Origin of the sequence: Endozoicomonas numazuensis (assembly GCF_000722635.1) — a bacterium.
GTDB lineage: Bacteria > Pseudomonadota > Gammaproteobacteria > Pseudomonadales > Endozoicomonadaceae > Endozoicomonas_A > Endozoicomonas_A numazuensis.
Genome location: NZ_JOKH01000010.1, coordinates 159,626 through 176,602, shown reverse-complemented (window position 1 = coordinate 176,602; position 16,977 = coordinate 159,626). Strand labels below are relative to the sequence as shown.

Below are 16,977 nucleotides of genomic sequence, written 5' to 3'. Positions count from 1 at the left end.
GCCATCAGTCATGAGCACCTGATCCGATTTTATTACAGTATGAGCGCCAGATCTTTTGACCCCAAAGCCAAAGAATACAACTTTCTGGAAGCCGCAGAAAAAACCTTCCTGGCGTTTGCCAACACCCTCCATATCGACCTGTCGCCGGATGCACAAAGGCAGCTGGCAGAAGTACAGGCACAACCTCATGACCGGAGCCGTCAGTATGCAAAATCCGGATAACAAAACAGTATCAGCATTGCCTGACAACCGATTGCCTGGTATTTACGGCAAACTGCCCGCTCATGGGGACTTTGTTGACCGTGGTTTGTCGGTGACGTTTATCAAACTATGGGATCAATGGTTGCAACAGGCTTTTGCAGGCAGCAGAGAAGTGCTGGGAGATGACTGGTTAACCACCTATCTTACCAGTCCTATCTGGCGTTTTGTACAGTCCGAAGGGGTGATTGATGGACATGCATGGGCTGGTATTCTGGTTCCAAGCGTTGATTCTGTGGGCCGGTACTTTCCATTGACCATTGCCATGCCCTTGCAGTCGAATGAACGACCTGCAAGCTTTCTGGCTGAAAATACCGATCTGTTCACATTCTGGGAATCCACCGCCATGCAGGCTTTGCAGGAAAGCCTGAATGCTGATGCACTGTCTAAACAATTAAACGACTCTGCTTCTGCATTAACACATTCAACAGAACCAGCGGGCCGACATACCCTGGTTCAGGGACAGGCCGTCTCTTTGAACACTACCGCTCCCTGGGCGAGATTGCTGGATGCCCAGATGAGTCAGCAGGATCACAGCTACACCTTATGGTCCTGCACCGGTTCCTGCTGTATGCCTCCTATGCTGTTGCAGACCCGGGGTCTACCAGATCCAAGAAAGTATACGGCCATGCTCAATGGTCAATGGCAAACGTTAGGGTGGAGCACATCTCAAGGATGAAAGCGAACCCTGACAGCCTTTATAGAAAGAATATATTATTGATTCACACCATTATCGTTTATCAAGACGCAAGGGAATGATTGAATGGCATCTCCACAAATCATAGATATAGATAGCCTGCTGGAACCGATCTCGGAGGATCAGCCCCAGGGAGAAGATATCCGTGAAGATCGTTCTCCTACATCGGATTACTACACCATTAAAGATGCCCGTAACTCAGCACGGGCAACTGAACGTGGTGGGCTGTTTGATGCTGATGCCCGTTCAGAAGCCCTCTCTGAATGGTACCCGGTCCTTGAAAAAGGGAAGGAAATACTCAGCACTAAAAGTAAAGATATTGAAGTAGCCTGCTGGATGATTGAAGCGGCTGTTCGATTGCACGGATTTAACGGCCTGAGAGACAGTCTTACTGTATTGCGACGACTGGTCGATGATTTCTGGGACGGCCTTTATCCTGAGCCTGATGAAGACGGCATCGAAACCAAAGTGGCCGCTATTACCGGTTTAAATGGTGATGGTAACGAAGGCACCCTGCTCGCTCCCATTCGTAACTGTGCCATCAGTGAAGACAGCACTATAGATGCGTTCAGCTTTTTCAAATACCAGCAGGTTTATGACGCCAGCAAGATTGCTGAAGAAGAGAAAAAAGCGGAACGATATGAAGAGATCGGACTGACCCTTGAAGAAGTGGAACGGACGGTTTCAACAACAGGAGATCAGTTCTATCTTGATCTGGTTGATGATATTGAAACCTGTAACGAAGAATTCAAGCTTGTCACTGAAAAGCTGAGTGAGCTCTGTGGCTATGATGCTCCCCCCAGCAGCCAGATTTCGACTTTATTAGATGAAGTCCTGAGAACGGTTCGATTTCTCTGTCAGGAAATTCTTGCACGAGCACAAGCTCAGGCTGAAAACGAGCAAGCCTCTGAAGGCACTGATGCAGAATCTGATAGCAATGTTTCAGCTGAGCATGTATCAGGTCATTCGGTGACTGTTCAACATGCTTTCGTGGCCGGGGGTGAGATTACCAACCGGGAACAGGCTCTGGATCAACTCAAAAAGATCGCAGATTACTTCCGACTTTACGAACCTCAATCTCCCCTGCCCGATGGCATTGATCGCCTGGTGCGCTGGGGACGCATGACCGTTGCCGAACTGATGATGGAGCTCATGCCAGAAGAAAACTCCAGAGGCATTTTCAGTCAGCTGACCGGTGTTGCAATGGATGGTACTTCAACCAACACTTATGTGGCTCCGCCTACTCCAGCAGCACCTGCCGTTGCTAACAGCAGTTCTCAGGAAACAGTTGACGAATCCGTTCAAAACGATGAAGGTTGGGGAGGGTCAAAGGAAACTCAAAGCAACGATGTGGGTTGGTAAAGCCACAGCAGTCAGGTCGTATCCATTTCTTTTTTAATCAAGGGTTTGAAAAGAAACGGGTAACAATAATGAAAAGGCCGTGAGCCTGAAATGGAAGTCGTGTTCATCATCAACGATGCAACACACAAATAACAATCACGTAAGTTAAGGAATACTTTCATTCTCTGTTGAATCAATAGAAAGAGAATGAAAAGAATTTCATAAAAACAGCCATGAGCGGCTTAAATAATTTTTCATCACTGGCGGTGATAAAAATTATTCACAATAAAAAGGGAGATGATCATGTCTGACAGTATCCACGACAAACTGAAGCGGGTTCGTAAACCCCGCGTCCACATCACATATGACGTCGAGACCAACGGCGCTGAAGTGGTTAAAGAACTGCCTTTTGTGGCCGGTGTTATGGGGGATTACTCAGGAGATAACACCGAAGGCAAGAAAGCCATGAAGGAGCGGAAGTTTGTCCAGATCGACCGTGACAACTTCAACCAGGTGATGGGAAAAGTAAACCCGAAACTGAACCTGAAAGTCCCCAATACCCTGGCGGATGATAATAGTGAAATGGCGGTTGATCTTGATTTCAACGCTATGGATGACTTTGATCCGGAAAAGCTTGTGCAACAAGTGCAGCCACTAAAAGAACTGATGGCCGCACGCAGCAAGCTCAGAGACCTGATGAGTAAAGCTGATCGCTCTGAAGATCTTGAAGAAATCCTGGAAAACATTCTCAAAAACACAGACGAAATCACCAAAATCTCAGAGGAACTGGGAATGGGTGACAAGGACGAGGGGGACGCCTGATGAGCACAGAAACTGAAGGTGCAGTATTAGAAGCAGCAGAAGCACAGGAAGATTCTCTCAGTCTCTTGGAGCAGGCCATTGGTGCCACCAAGCAGACTGAACGGGATGATGCCAAAGACCTGTTGGAAAACCTGACCAAACAGGTACTTGATGGAACGGTAAGTTGGGATCGTAACCTGACTAAAACCATCAACTCTGCCGTTGATGCTATTGATGCAGCCATTTCGAAACAGCTGTCAGCTATTATGCATCACGAAAAATTCCAGAAGCTGGAAGGCTCCTGGCGTGGATTGAACCACCTGGTTATGAACAGTGAAACCAGTGCCAATCTGAAGTTGCGTATGCTAAACGTCAGCAAGCGTGAACTGTTCAAGGATCTGGACAAGGCAGTGGAATTTGATCAGAGCCAGACCTTCAAGAAAATCTACGAAGAAGAGTTTGGTATCGCCGGTGGTGAACCTTATGCCTGCATTATTGGTGACTATGAGTTCACCAGCCATCCGGAAGATATTGATCTGCTGACCAATATGTCCAATGTGGCTGCAGCCGGATTCTGCCCATTTGTCTCAGCAGCCGGTTCAGAAATGTTCGGTTTTGACGACTATACCGAACTGTCCAAGCCCAGAGATCTGGCCAAGATTTTTGAATCTCAGGAATACATCAAATGGCGCAGTTTCCGCGACAGCGAAGACTCCCGCTTTGTTAACCTGGTCATGCCCAGAGTACTGTCCCGTCTGCCTTACGGTGCCAATTCCAAAACAGTAGAAGCGTTCAACTTTGAAGAGCTTCCTCTGGATGAAAGCGGCATGGCTGCAGATGTTGAGCACGACCAGTACACCTGGATGAATGCGGCTTACGTCATGGGAACAACCCTGACCAAATCTTTCGCTGAAAATGGCTGGTGTACTGCCATTCGTGGTGCTGAAGGGGGTGGTAAGGTTGAAGGTCTGCCCAGTCACGTATTCAAGAGCGATGACGGCGACATGGACCAGAAATGCCCTACTGAAATCGGTATTACTGACCGTCGCGAAGCCGAACTCAGCAATCAGGGTTTCCTGCCCCTGTGTCACTACAAAAATACCGACTACTCAGTATTTTTTGGTGCTCAGACAACCCAGAAGCCCAAGGTTTTTGACAACCCTGATGCCACAGCAAACGCATCCATCTCTGCTCGCCTTCCCTACATCATGGCGACCGGCCGTATCGCTCATTATCTGAAGGTAATGGGTCGTGACAAGATTGGTTCCTTCATGGAAGCCAAGGATGTTGAACGTTGGTTGAATCAGTGGATTGCTCAGTACACCAATGGCAACCCTGATGCTTCTGCCGAGATGAAAGCCCGTTACCCGCTGGCAGAAGCTCGTGTTGAAGTAAAAGAGAACCCAGGTGCACCGGGTTCCTACAGTGCTGTCGCTTATATGCGTCCCTGGCTGCAAATGGAAGAACTGACTACCTCTTTGAGAATGGTCGCGAATATTCCTTCTGCCGGCTAAGACTCTGTTTTACGACAGTCTGTCAACCCTGCCATTTCCGCACAGCGGGAATGGCTTTAAACTTCCAAAGATTACCGACAACCTAACATTTAATTTCCGCCGCTTGAATCAGGAAGCAATTGTGTCTGAAGATCTGGCTACTTTGGCGATACCACCAAAAAAGCAACAGCAGACTGAGCCGCCGTCAGTATCAGAGCCTATCAAAGCCAGACAGACGAAAGCGGATTCACTGAAACGATTTCTTAAAGAGCCGGATGCAAACCGTGCTCTGTTTATCTGGTTAACCGAACTCAGTTCTCCGTCCACTTCATTAAGGCAGGGTCAACTGCAGGATTTTATCAGCTGCCAGATAGCCGCTATTGATGAAAAAATTAACGACGCCCTGAACGCTATTCTCCATCATCCGCGTTTTCAGCAGCTAGAGAGCAGCTGGCGAGGCCTCTGGACTTTAGTGGATCAATCCAGTCAATCCCGAATGACTCGGGTTCGACTGCTCGATATCAGCTGGCGTGAAGTCAGCAAGGATATTGAGCGAGCACCGGATATCACCCAGACCACTCTGTTTCGCCTGATTTACAATGAAGAATTTGGAATGGCTGGCGGGGAGCCCTATGGCGTTCTTCTGGGTGATTACCAGGTCGCTCACCGTGCCTATCCGGGGCATTCCTACGACGATATCACCACATTACAGGGACTCTCCCAGGTAGCCGCCGCAGCATTTGCGCCCTTCATTTGTGGTGCCGCGCCTCAGCTGTTTGGCCTTGATAGTTTCGATGAGCTTGGCCTTCCTCTGAATCTTGCCAATCTTTTCCAACAACAAGAATACCTGCGCTGGCAATCATTACGCCAAAGTGAAGACAGCCGATTTCTGGCTGTGACATTACCCGAAGTGCTGTGTCGGGAGCCTTGGGATAAAAACATCTCCGCAACCAGGCAAGATACGCTTAACTTCAAGGAAAATGCCCGGGAAGAAGGCCTTTCAGGCTACCTCTGGGCCAATGCCTGTTACGCTTTTGGTTGCAACTTGCTCCGTGAGTTTGGCGATGTTGGCTGGTTCGCTCATATCAAGGGTGTGCCCAGAGACTATCTGGGTGGAGGGCTGGTAACGTGTTACCAATCTCAGGATTATCAGACCGATAGCCCCGGTACCGTTCATAAAATTCTGACACCGGTTCTCATCACCGATACCGTTGAACGTGAACTTTCGGACCTGGGCCTGATTGCCCTGAGTCATTGCCATGATACCCCTTATGCCGCTTTTCACAGCTGCCCTTCCTTGCACTTGTCAAAAAAGTACAAGAGTAAGTCCACTACCGCCAATGATCGAATCAGTGGGATGCTTCAGCAGGTTTTATCCGCTTCTCGCTTTGCCCATTACATCAAGATCATGATTCGTGAGAAAGTAGGACAGTTTATTACGGCGAAAGAATGTGAGCGTTATCTTCAGGAGTGGCTCAACAAGTATTGTACCGGCCGCGAGGATTTGAAATGGGAGATGCTCGCTCGTTATCCTTTGCGTGAAGCACGGGTAGAAGTCAGAGAACAACCGGGCAGTGCCGGTGCCTACCACAGCACTATTTATTTGCGGCCTCATTACAGTGCCGATCATCTGGTTTCAGAACTACGGCTGACCACAGAGCTCAGCAGTGGTCACAGTTAAAACGGATATTTAACGATGTATACCCATAATAACGATAAAAAACTGATGGCACCGGTTCTGGATCGACTACTGGAACCTTCAGATGACCGATCAAGGCAGAATTTTCTTGAACTTCGGCAGTTGCGTGAAAGCGTACGGAGAGATCTCGAATACCTGCTCAACACTCGTTTTTGCGTTATTTCTCCACCCACAGAACTGAAAGAAGTAAAAAAAGGTCTACCCAATTATGGCTTACCTGACCTTTCAACCATCAATCTGAATTCATCGGAAGCACTCAACCAATTCTGTCGTCAGGTGGAAAAAACCATTCTCCACTACGAGCCTCGTATTCGCTCGGTAAAAGTGGAAAGTAAAAGCGCCATTGACTCAGAAGATCCAACAGTAAGATTTCGAATGGAAGCAGTACTACACGCCACCGCTGCTCAAGAGCTGCTGATTTTTGATTCGGCACTGGATCCGGTAAACCAGACAATAGATATCCTGGAGATGCAGTAAGCGTCAGGAAGGAAGCCCGATATGAGTGATAAATTACTCCCGCTGTACGAAAAAGAATTGGCGTTTGTCCAACAGTCTGCTGGTGAGTTTGCCCAGCGTCACCCTGCCATCGCCGGAGCTCTTCAGTTAGATACCAACACCGTTGATGACCCCCTGGTGGCTAAATTGCTGTCCGGTGTTGCATACATGAATGCCCGCATACAGCAGAAGCTCGATGATGAGTTCCCTGAGTTGACAGAAGCCATGCTGGAAACTTTGTATCCTCATTACCTGCGCCCTATTCCTTCAATGACCATTGTTCAGTTTGAACCTGAACCCCTTCTGGATGCACCGGCCAGTGTACCCTCAGGTAGCTGGCTCGATACCGATCAACACTCAGGTAACAGTTGCCGGTTTACTACCTGCTACGATGCCCGGGTTCCGGCTATATCCGTTAAATCCGCCAACCTGATGCCAAGACCTTTTATTGCTCCTGGTTCCAATAAGGTCACAGATGCCAATGCAGTCATCAAACTGGAATTTCAGGCACTGGCAGAAGAAGCCGCGATAGAAGAAGTGATTGACGACACCCAACGCTTTTTTCTCAGAGGACAACCCCAGCACGTTTATCCACTTTATGATTTACTGCTGACCCGCACCGTTAAACTGGTTATGGCACGCAGTGATGATGACCCTAACCCTGTGTACCTGGACAGCCATGAAATCAAGGCAGTTGGGTTTGAAGAAGACGAAGGCCTGATCCCCTACCCCGATAATGCTTTTCTGGGCTATCGTCTTCTCACCGAGTTTTTTGTCTTCCCTGAAAAATTCCTTTTCCTGGATATTTCTGGATTCAAACAGGCATTAGAAGGCAATATTTCCCAGAAATTTAATCTCTACATCTACCTCGAAGACAGCAATGAAGAGCTTGAACACCAGCTCACAGCCAGTATGTTCGCCCTGGGATGCACTCCCGCTATCAATCTCTTTCCCATGCGGGCCGAACCTGTTTCACTGAACCATACCGAATATGAATACCCCATTACGCCCGACATCCGCCGTAAGGGTGAGCTTGAAACCTGGTCCATTGAAACCGTTGCCTGTACTGATAATGAAGGGAATAAAAGAGAGTTCACGCCTTTTTACAGTTACCGGCACCATCAGGTGGAAGCCGGACAGACTGCTTTCTGGAGTCCAAGGCGTAGAGAGGTGGTAGAAGGAGAACACTTTAATGAACAGGCCAGCGAATGCTCCATTCGACTGGTTGATCTTGAGATGAATCCTTTTCAGGCTAAAAATAGCGTCCTGCACCTTGACCTGATGTGCACCAATCGAAATCAACCCAGAAAACTGCCAACCGGTGGAGGTCAGCCTCTGTTCTCTATTGTTGATGGCGACGCTCCAGCTGCCAGAATCAGCTCTGTCACGTCACCGACTACTGTCGTTAGACCTCCACTGAAAGATGGCGCGTTCTGGCGTCTGATTTCACACCTCAACCTCAATCACTTGTCGCTGAGTCGAGGTACTGATTCCTGTGAAGCGTTCAAGGAAATCCTTCGCCTTTATAATTTCAAGGATTCAGCCAGTACCCGGAATCTGATAGAAGCGCTCAGAACCATGAATACCCGGGCTATTACCGCCCCTATATCTATTGATAACACCGTAGTACTTTGTCGCGGCACCGAAGTAGAGCTGCAGCTGGATTCTATGATGCTGACGGGAACCAGTCCTCTGCTCTTCAGCTCGGTCATTGAACGATTCCTGGGCGTGTATTGCACCATTAATTCTTTTGTTCGACTGATTGTTACCCTCAGTGGCAAGGACGGTGAGTTCAAGCGTTGGCCACCCAGAGCGGGTGAAAAGGCCCTGCTATGAAGCGTTACGAGGAAGGATTATGAGTAGTGAGAAAAGCCTTTATGATCGCTTGAAAGGTAACCCACAGCAGTTCGATTTTTTTCAGGCTGTTCGTATGCTGGAGCTCGTCAGCCAGACCGACCGAGCCCGGGAAGAAAACTATGCCAACCAGCCTGTTGCCGAGCTGGCTCCACCTCACAAGGAGCTGGTGAGATTCACCGCATCTCATAGTTTCGGGTTTGCTGCTTCTGACATTACCCGCCTGAAACTCAAAGAGCAGGATGATGTACAGGATCCGTCTTCAAGACACCAGTGGTCCATGGAAGTCACCTTCATGGGATTGATAGGCTCACAGGGTGTCTTGCCCCAGCATGTAGGGGAAACGGTACTTAAAGAACTGAAAATGAGAAACCGTGGCCTGAGGGATTTTCTGGATATTTTCCACCACAGGACACTTTCACTTTTTTATCGAGCCTGGCGCAAATATCAGCTGCCAGCAAACTTCGAACGCACCAAACTTGAATCTCTTGAAAAAGAAAGCCTGACACCAGAAAACGACGCATACAGTTTGGCTTTAAAGTCTTTAGCAGGCCTGGGTACAGATAAAGTTCAGAATCGCTCAACGGTACCGGATGATATTATTGCAGGCCTGGGCGGCCTTTTAGGTAGAACCACCCCTACAGCCAGTGCATTAAAAAGCTGCCTATTGCATCACTTTGGCCTGAAAGCCAGCATTGAACAGTTTATAGGCGACTGGTATCAAATACCGGAAGACCTGTGCACCCAGTTACCCGGCAAGATCAACCGTTATCAGGGCGTCAACAATGTTCTTGGGCAGAATATGGTGCTCGGATCCCAGAGCTGGCAGATACAAAGTCGATTTCGGGTCGTACTTGAACCCATGAGTTACAAGCAATACATGACGATCATGCCCGGAACCCGAAAGCTGGAGTCCATGAAAACGTTGATCCGGATGATGGCAGGAATAGAACTGGACTTTGATATCTTCATCCAGGTCATGGAAAAGGAACTCCCTCCTTTGCAATTAGGTCAACGAGCAAATTACTACCCGATGCTGGGCTTAAACAGTCGATTGCAGGCTGATGAAGCTCGTGAGCAGTTAATTACGGTAACCGTTGCTGGTTGAAGACTTTGTAAAAAGGCTGTTTTTTTAAGTCAACATTCATAGAATATCATTCTCTCAAGGAAGCTCATTTACAGTTGAAGTTAAAGGAATAAAATGACTGTTCTAAAAACAACACATAACACAATCATTGCTGGTAAGTATTGTGGTAAGCCTGTTTATTGTTCGCCTAATGCCAATAACATCTATCAGGAACTCCTGAATCTTGCCAGGAGTGGAAACCATTGGGCTAGAGTAACCGTCGAGGGAGTACAGTCACTTGCGTCAGGCAGACTTCATCAGAACAATATCTTTGTTCAGCCTAACCATCTTGCCCGTGGTGGTACAGAAGAATTTGTTATGATTCTTCCTGGCTGTAAGGTCTCTGTTGAGAAGCTGCCTAATGATGAGTTTAAAATCTTGCATTTTGATGCTGATTTGAATTTTTCTGAGCTTCAGGCTGCACAAAAGCGAGCTGGACTATATAGATCGGAGTTGATCGAGGGACAATGGGATACCAAGTTTCAAGAAAAAGGTAAAATTCTCGAAGAAAAAAATAGAATAGTTGCAATATCTGACAGAAGACGTGAAAAAGTAGAGGATATAGCTCATGAAGTCGCTGACTATGTCTCTGACGCCCCCATGTCAGGAGGAAGCCTAAGAGTTAATGCAGATGGTTTTGATCTACACATCACTCCTGGCAAGAAGAAGATTGGAGGCTTGATGAATTACCGGGAAGCAATCAAACCTACTCACATCTCAAGTTTGAATGAATCAGCCTACTTACTTGCCAAAACCATGTACGATGCCAAAAACATCCAAGGAGTGAGCTGGATCTCAGAATTTGGTGGGTCAGCAGTATTAACACAAGCGATGAAGATTTTAGCTGATCGTAATGTAACTCTTGAGAAGCATACAGTTTTCCTCTACCGACCCAGTACATCACCCAATGTAGCCGTTCAGATAGCACATCAGCTTAACCTCAATCTTGATAGAAAGTTTATTCATACTCACCCACTTGATGCAATTGGCAATCGAGATCAGCTTGAACTCATTGCGAATAGAGTGAGAGCAAAAAATGATACTTACAAGTTAAAAAATGCACCATGGGATGCGTTAGCTTACGGTACAAAACTTCAAGGGGCATCTACAGCAGCACTGACAATCGCTGGTGTGTCTACTTTAGGAATTTCTAACCCTCAAGCCCTTGCATTCGTTACTGCTGTTGGCACCGTCGCAGGTCTGGGAAAACTCGGAATGAACCTGGCAGAAGGCTGGACTCCCAGACTGCATAAAAAAGCCAATAAGCTGTTAGGAAAAAATTATGATGTTCGACCTGATTAAGTACTCTTCAATACAGTTGAGAGACATCAAAGAACCTGCAACCCCCAAAGGTCCAGATTTCAGTCTCTGCGGATTAGTCAAACATGATTTAGCCGGTAACATCCTTTCATTCAGGTCACCTAAGCATTGCCCAAAAAACTCATATTCCAAGGCAATCTATGAAAGGCGATTTAAATCGATGGAATTCTATACACGCTTATCTAATGAGCGTGTTATGCCTGATCAGAAATGGCGACATAGAACTATTTTTGCTAGAACCTGGGCCTATTGCGGACCCTGGTTTACAGGAAAACTTTATCAGCAAACTATTTCCATCAACATAATCGAGCCCGAAACAGTTAATAATAATATCTCATTTTTTCATCCAAGAGCTTTCGAAAGTACAATATTACGGTTACTCACATCTTCATACTCTCATAATGATGAGTCGAACCAACATATAGCGCCAGTCGACTGGAAACCCTTAACATGGTTACCAACCCCAGGAGCGGAATTTTCAATCACTGAGCCACGAGGTAGGCCTGACAGTGCTAAACAAGTTGTTATACTTCCATTTTCTGATCATCACCTCTTAAAGATTTCTTTTAGCTATGGTAGAAATTTCTGGAATGAAACTGATTTACCGGACGATGAACTAGTAAGCACACTACCTCTTATAAAATTAAGAAATAGCATTATTGATAGCATCCATCTTGAATTATCACCTGAATCACAAGCTCAGCTAGACAAAGCCACTGCCGAATGTTCTGGCGTGAAGCTTACAGAAACATTCCCTCCCATAGACTGGTCAGCAACTAAACCTAATACCGAATTATGATGCCACTAACTTGCTTTAAATTGTCGGCTAGTAACTGCCCGTAACATCTGGCAAGCTAATAATCACTTGGCTTAACCACGCCTAAAAAGGCTGAAGAAAAGAACAAGAAAAAGGACGAAATAACAATATGATATCTCATAACCTTAAGGCTCTGGTGGAGAAGATGTCTCCCGCCCTTCGCGAAGCGTTGGAAGGTGCTGCTGGTCTTTGTCTGGCTCATAACCAGTACAATGTTGAACTGGAACACTGGTTACTGAAACTACTCGATCGCAGCGATACCGATTTTTACAGCTTGCTCGAGCTTCATGAAGTTAACCCGTCTACGCTAGCTAAACAATTGGCGAGCTCTATTGCCAAATTCAAGGGGGGAAGCAGTCGTCCAGCAGCACTTTCGCCTTCTATTGTCGAAGGGGCTAAAAATGCCTGGATGGTAGCATCGGTTGATTGTGGCCATGGCCAGATTACTTCAGGGCACCTTTTAGCGGCACTGCTACTGGATGACCAGTCAAGAAGACAATTATTGGAAAGCCTGCCCGTACTTCGGGATGTAGCACCAGAATCGATCAGGGAAACTGCAAGAGCACGGGTGGGTACTACGGCAGAATCTGCATCCACGCTTTCTGCATCTTCAGATTCAGGTGCAAGCACTCTTGATGCCAACGCAAAGCCTACGAAAACACCTTCACTGGACAAATACACCATCAATCTGACAGAACGTGCGGCTAATGGCGAGATTGATCCTGTACTTGGACGTGATGAAGAAATCCGACAGTGTATTGATATTCTTCTGAGAAGACGGCAGAACAACCCTATTCTTACCGGTGAAGCCGGTGTCGGTAAAACAGCAGTAGTGGAAGGTTTTGCACTGCGTATTGCCAGCAAGGATGTGCCAGATCCTCTGAAAGGTGTTGTCGTTCGCACTTTAGATCTGGGCCTTTTGCAAGCAGGAGCCAGTGTTAAAGGCGAATTTGAAAATCGATTGAAGTCTGTCATTGAAGAAGTGAAAGCTTCGCCCACTCCGATCATTATGTTTATTGACGAAGCCCACACTCTGATCGGAGCCGGTGGTAAAGAAGGCCAGGGCGATGCAGCCAACCTGCTGAAACCTGCCCTTGCACGAGGAGAGTTGAGAACAATTGCTGCTACGACCTGGGCAGAGTACAAAAAGTACTTTGAACGGGATCCTGCCCTGACTCGTCGCTTTCAGGTGGTCAAAGTCGAAGAGCCCGATGAAGAAAAGGCCATCGATATGATGCGTGGTATTTCTTCCTCTCTTAACAGTCATCACAAAGTCAGAATACTTGACGAAGCCATTGTAGCGTCAGTGCTTCTGTCTCATCGCTACATCCCTGGACGACAACTTCCTGATAAATCTGTCAGCCTTTTGGATACTGCCTGTGCCAGGGTAGCACTGAGCCAGACAGCTACACCTGCTGCCCTTGAAGATGCGCAGCGTAGAATCCAGCGCTCTGAAACGACCATAGCCATGCTTGAGCGAGAGCATGCTGCTCAGGAAATTCATACTGACAGACTGGCCGCTCTGCAAGAAGAAAAAGACAACGCGACGGAAGAACTCACTCTCCTACAGGCTCAGTGGCAAAAAGAACTGGAGTTGACCGGTAAGATAAGGGATATACTGGCGCAAATTGACAGCAACTTCCTTTCAAGTCAGCAACCTGTTGAAGAGCCAGAAGCTGCAGAGAACGCAAGTGCTGAAGCAACAGATAACAGTTCTGAGACCACAGAAGAAACCTCTGAAGAAAAAGCAGAAGAAAACCTTTCAGATCAGGATTTGGCCGAGCTGAGAGAACAATTGCAAAAACTCACACTCGACTTGAAAGACATTCAGGGCGAACAGCCTCTGATGCAAGCCAGTGTCGATGAGCAGGCCGTAGCTGAAGTGGTGGCAAACTGGACAGGGATTCCTGTGGGCAAGATGGTCAGTGACGAAATCAATGCCATTCGTGAACTGGCCAACCGCATGAAGACCCGTGTTATTGGTCAGGATCATGCCATGGAAGCCGTCGCTCAGGCGATCAAAACTTCCCGCGCAGGTTTAACTGACCCTCGCAAACCTGTTGGTGTTTTCCTGTTTGTCGGTACCAGTGGTGTCGGTAAAACCGAAACTGCGTTGACCCTGGCCGACCAACTCTATGGGGGTGAGCAGAATATTACTGTCATCAATATGTCGGAGTTTAAGGAAGAGCACAAAGTATCCATGCTCCTTGGTTCACCTCCCGGCTATGTTGGCTATGGTGAAGGAGGGGTTCTGACCGAAGCCGCTCGTAGAAAGCCCCACTCTATCATCCTCCTGGATGAGATGGAGAAAGCTCACCCGGGTGTTCAGGATATTTTCTACAACCTGTTTGATAAGGGAACCATCAAGGATGGTGAAGGCCGTGATATCGACTTCAAAAACTGTGTCATCATCATGACCTCAAACGCTGGCGAGGACGCTATCAGAGCTATCTTTAGTCAGGTTGAAGAGAAGCCCGAGCCCGAGGTACTGCTTGATAACATTCGTCCTCACTTGCTCCAGCACTTCAAGCCAGCCTTTTTGGGACGTACTAACCTGATCGCCTATTATCCTCTGGATGATGAGAACCTGATGAAGATTTCTGCGATCAATATGCGTCGCATTGAAAAACGAGTTACCGAACATTATGGGGCTGAATTCAGCTACGATGAAGAGGTGCTGCTCCACATTGTGGCTCGCTGCCAGGAATCCGATACCGGCGCCAGAAACATCGAAAATATTCTGACCCGCTCCGTTTTACCTGAACTGGCCAGTGTCTGCCTTGCTCGCATGGCAGAAGACCAACCCATTTCCAGAGTACACATTGGTGTCAATGAAGATGGTGAGTTTGAATATCAGTTAAGTTAAGCCTTCACTGGAGTGGACTGTTTCTCAGTCCACTCGAACTTACGTGACATTTTTACTGTTACGGACACATCTCAACCGTTAAATTCAACAACAGCTGTTGTAAGCTAGGAACCTGTCGGGCACTGGCTTCAGGTTTTAATCGTCACTGAATTCAGCAGACCCAATTCAAACAATAAACCCCGGATCGTTCCCATGATAAAATTATACGGCTTTAGTCAATCACGCTCTTTTCGAGCACTCTGGGCTCTAGAAGAGGCTGGAATAGAGTATGAATACAGCAATGTAAAAATAGGCAGTCCGGAGGAAGGAGGAACGCAGAACCCCTCTTACCTGAAAATCAACCCTCAGGGAAAGGCTCCTACTATGGTCGATGGTGACCTGGTTCTGACTGAAAGCGCTGCCATGCTCAGCTATATAGGCTCACTGGCTCCAGAGAAAGCACTGCTACCCGGACACACTCCGGCAGAAAGAGCCCGGTACGATGACTTCTGTTTTTTTGTGCTGTCTGACCTGGAGCAACCTCTCTGGTCAAAGGGCAAGCACTCTTTCGTGTTACCAGAGGAGCGTCGTGTCGAAGCTATATTTGAAACCGCTAAATTTGAGTTTAAACGCTCTCTTAAAGCGCTGGATCACTACATGGAAGGAAAAGAGTTTGTATTAGGTGATCAATTCACATGTGCCGATATTCTACTGGCTCAAACTCTGAACTGGGCTAATCGATTCGAATTTGATGTACCTGAATTCTATCTTGAATACAGAGATAGACTGTATAAAAGACCTGCTTGTCAGAAGGCTATTGCCGCAACAAAGTCAAAATAAAAAATTATTTGGGAAATGTATCAAACACGCAGAGAACCCCCGCCTTCGCGGGGGGTGACGATACTGAGTAGTTATCAATTCTTTTAATTCATGTCCCAATATTGTCTGTCCATGAGATCATTATGCGTAGCGTGTTCGCAGTGGAACGCCGGCATCCTGCCTTATCTGGTTTTCACTGATCGCTGCACCATTCCACGGGCCCAGTCCAACACACATGTATTCGTATAAAACGGTTGAAAAGTGTGCCGAATCTTCACTGTGACTGACCTGAGCACCCCGCATGTTGTAATAATGATGAATCAACTCATGAGCCAGTCCAATATACGCAGGCCTTAAACCTACCGAATTGAAATTTTTTCTTGGATCGTAATACACACGACTGTTTGTGCCAGGGCCATTAACGACGGGCATTCCACCGTTAGTAGCCAGAAAAATCATAATGGCATTTTTCATGTCGTCTTTATCACCATTGGCTAATCCATGATAAAGAGGACGCTGGTAGGTCAACCAACGTTCAATATCAAGATCCAGCACTCCCATGTTGTTAGGGGTATTCGCAACCAGCCCTCTCAATCGATAACGGGGAACAGCTCGCAGCTGATTCTTTAACCAGCCATAATCATTCTGATGCCCCATAGACGTGATCTTGATTTTCAGAGCATTGACCAGTGTATTGGTATCACCCGACCCTACCGCAACTGCAGCTCTGATTCTGGCACTATCTCCGCCTAGACAGGCACACTCATTACTACCCCAACCACCATTCCAGGAACGGGGTGCAACGATGCCTAATCGTTTACCATTGCCCACCCCCTGTAAAATAGCGGTGATCAGGTTTTGGCCTGTAGGCAGAGCATTAATACTGGTCAGATCCTGTGCGACTCTGGATTGAAAATTGGGAATCTGATGATTACCCAAGGGGGATTCGGCTATACCAATACCATTAGAATTACCTAATGGCAAAAAGCCTTCAGCATCTGCTGCATGCAGGGTGGGATTCCAATATTTCGCAGGCATGTTGACGTCCTTTTCCAGGAAGCACACCCGGAGCACTTCTTTCAACCGGGTTATTTGTACGTTATAAATCAGCCAATCAGTACGGTGGGAGCACCGGCTACAATCTTGCCGCCATGGGCTGTACTGTCACCCAGCCTGGCTGCGGGCTTACCACAGATCATCACGGTACCACTTCCTGCTGAAATACTATCCGGAGGCCCTACACAGACACACATACTGCCCACTGTTGCGGCAGGCATATTCGCTATCAATACCGTTGGACCACCGGGAGTGACAACAGGGCCACCAACATGAGGAACGGGACCTGGTTCTACTTTTGGACAGACATGCATGTCTGTCACTCTTGCTGCAGGCATTCCCATAGTCGTCTCCTA

At 47.4% G+C, this 16,977-nt stretch carries 15 protein-coding genes; 13 read left to right on the top strand and 2 right to left on the bottom strand.

Features of this window, described 5'->3' with window-relative positions; all coding sequences use genetic code 11:
- From GZ78_RS29715 to GZ78_RS25715, 13 genes are all read left to right on the top strand, one after another.
- The coding region (locus tag GZ78_RS29715; RefSeq protein WP_034842818.1) for a hypothetical protein at positions 1-222 on the top strand (222 nt) is incomplete at its 5' end.
- Entirely contained in the window at positions 188-937 is a 750-nt protein-coding gene (gene tagF / locus GZ78_RS25770) for a type VI secretion system-associated protein TagF (protein WP_236631698.1), read from the top strand. The genes GZ78_RS29715 and tagF, both read left to right, overlap by 35 nt.
- Positions 938-1,021: 84 nt before the next feature.
- Positions 1,022-2,317: a type VI secretion system protein TssA gene (tssA, locus tag GZ78_RS25765; protein ID WP_034842815.1), complete on the top strand. Its 1,296-nt coding sequence runs from the start codon at positions 1,022-1,024 to the stop codon at positions 2,315-2,317.
- Between the two features lie 282 nt (positions 2,318-2,599).
- Positions 2,600-3,118, top strand: coding sequence for a type VI secretion system contractile sheath small subunit (gene tssB / locus GZ78_RS25760; RefSeq protein ID WP_034842812.1), 519 nt, complete (start codon positions 2,600-2,602; stop codon positions 3,116-3,118).
- A complete protein-coding gene (gene tssC / locus GZ78_RS25755; protein WP_034842809.1) occupies positions 3,118-4,611 on the top strand; it encodes a type VI secretion system contractile sheath large subunit in 1,494 nt (497 codons plus the stop codon). Before tssB ends, tssC (GZ78_RS25755) begins: the two co-directional genes overlap by 1 nt.
- Before the next feature lie 121 nt (positions 4,612-4,732).
- The gene (tssC, locus tag GZ78_RS25750) at positions 4,733-6,271 is read left to right on the top strand and encodes a type VI secretion system contractile sheath large subunit (protein WP_236631697.1); all 1,539 of its coding nucleotides are present in this window, start codon (positions 4,733-4,735) and stop codon (positions 6,269-6,271) included.
- 15 nt (positions 6,272-6,286) lie between these two features.
- Positions 6,287-6,766 (top strand): type VI secretion system baseplate subunit TssE, encoded by a 480-nt coding sequence (gene tssE, locus GZ78_RS25745; RefSeq protein WP_051786557.1) that lies wholly within the window; start codon positions 6,287-6,289, stop codon positions 6,764-6,766.
- A 21-nt stretch (positions 6,767-6,787) separates the two neighbouring features.
- Positions 6,788-8,620 (top strand): type VI secretion system baseplate subunit TssF, encoded by a 1,833-nt coding sequence (tssF, locus tag GZ78_RS25740; protein ID WP_034842807.1) that lies wholly within the window; start codon positions 6,788-6,790, stop codon positions 8,618-8,620.
- A 19-nt stretch (positions 8,621-8,639) separates the two neighbouring features.
- Positions 8,640-9,746 (top strand): type VI secretion system baseplate subunit TssG, encoded by a 1,107-nt coding sequence (tssG, locus tag GZ78_RS25735; protein WP_034842805.1) that lies wholly within the window; start codon positions 8,640-8,642, stop codon positions 9,744-9,746.
- Positions 9,747-9,839: 93 nt separating this feature from the next.
- The gene (locus tag GZ78_RS25730; RefSeq protein WP_034842802.1) at positions 9,840-11,066 is read left to right on the top strand and encodes a hypothetical protein; all 1,227 of its coding nucleotides are present in this window, start codon (positions 9,840-9,842) and stop codon (positions 11,064-11,066) included.
- Positions 11,047-11,883 (top strand): hypothetical protein, encoded by an 837-nt coding sequence (locus GZ78_RS25725; RefSeq protein ID WP_034842800.1) that lies wholly within the window; start codon positions 11,047-11,049, stop codon positions 11,881-11,883. Before GZ78_RS25730 ends, GZ78_RS25725 begins: the two co-directional genes overlap by 20 nt.
- Before the next feature lie 127 nt (positions 11,884-12,010).
- Positions 12,011-14,767 carry a type VI secretion system ATPase TssH gene (tssH, locus tag GZ78_RS25720; RefSeq protein ID WP_081870050.1) on the top strand — a complete coding sequence of 919 codons (2,757 nt, stop codon included), beginning with the start codon at positions 12,011-12,013 and terminating at the stop codon, positions 14,765-14,767.
- 192 nt (positions 14,768-14,959) lie between these two features.
- Positions 14,960-15,586: a glutathione S-transferase family protein gene (locus GZ78_RS25715; RefSeq protein WP_034842799.1), complete on the top strand. Its 627-nt coding sequence runs from the start codon at positions 14,960-14,962 to the stop codon at positions 15,584-15,586.
- A 120-nt stretch (positions 15,587-15,706) separates the two neighbouring features.
- On the opposite strand, the gene GZ78_RS25710 is transcribed toward GZ78_RS25715, so the two are convergent.
- Both GZ78_RS25710 and GZ78_RS25705 read right to left on the bottom strand, forming a co-directional pair.
- Complete coding sequence (locus GZ78_RS25710; protein WP_034842798.1) at positions 15,707-16,603, bottom strand: M91 family zinc metallopeptidase; 897 nt, start codon at positions 16,601-16,603, stop codon at positions 15,707-15,709.
- 68 nt (positions 16,604-16,671) lie between these two features.
- Positions 16,672-16,965, bottom strand: a complete 294-nt coding sequence (locus tag GZ78_RS25705) for a PAAR domain-containing protein (protein ID WP_034842797.1) — start codon at positions 16,963-16,965, stop codon at positions 16,672-16,674.
- Between the last annotated feature and the right edge of the window lie 12 nt (positions 16,966-16,977).

Coding starts and splice junctions, on each gene's coding strand:
- GZ78_RS25705 (WP_034842797.1), bottom strand. CDS start 16,965: ATGGGAATGCCTGCAGCAAGAGTGACAGACATGCATGTCTGTCCAAAA.
- tssG (WP_034842805.1), top strand. CDS start 8,640: ATGAGTAGTGAGAAAAGCCTTTATGATCGCTTGAAAGGTAACCCACAG.
- tssB (WP_034842812.1), top strand. CDS start 2,600: ATGTCTGACAGTATCCACGACAAACTGAAGCGGGTTCGTAAACCCCGC.
- GZ78_RS25710 (WP_034842798.1), bottom strand. CDS start 16,603: ATGCCTGCGAAATATTGGAATCCCACCCTGCATGCAGCAGATGCTGAA.
- tssF (WP_034842807.1), top strand. CDS start 6,788: ATGAGTGATAAATTACTCCCGCTGTACGAAAAAGAATTGGCGTTTGTC.
- tssE (WP_051786557.1), top strand. CDS start 6,287: ATGTATACCCATAATAACGATAAAAAACTGATGGCACCGGTTCTGGAT.
- tssC (WP_034842809.1), top strand. CDS start 3,118: ATGAGCACAGAAACTGAAGGTGCAGTATTAGAAGCAGCAGAAGCACAG.
- GZ78_RS25715 (WP_034842799.1), top strand. CDS start 14,960: ATGATAAAATTATACGGCTTTAGTCAATCACGCTCTTTTCGAGCACTC.
- GZ78_RS25725 (WP_034842800.1), top strand. CDS start 11,047: ATGATGTTCGACCTGATTAAGTACTCTTCAATACAGTTGAGAGACATC.
- tagF (WP_236631698.1), top strand. CDS start 188: ATGACCGGAGCCGTCAGTATGCAAAATCCGGATAACAAAACAGTATCA.
- tssA (WP_034842815.1), top strand. CDS start 1,022: ATGGCATCTCCACAAATCATAGATATAGATAGCCTGCTGGAACCGATC.
- tssH (WP_081870050.1), top strand. CDS start 12,011: ATGATATCTCATAACCTTAAGGCTCTGGTGGAGAAGATGTCTCCCGCC.
- GZ78_RS25730 (WP_034842802.1), top strand. CDS start 9,840: ATGACTGTTCTAAAAACAACACATAACACAATCATTGCTGGTAAGTAT.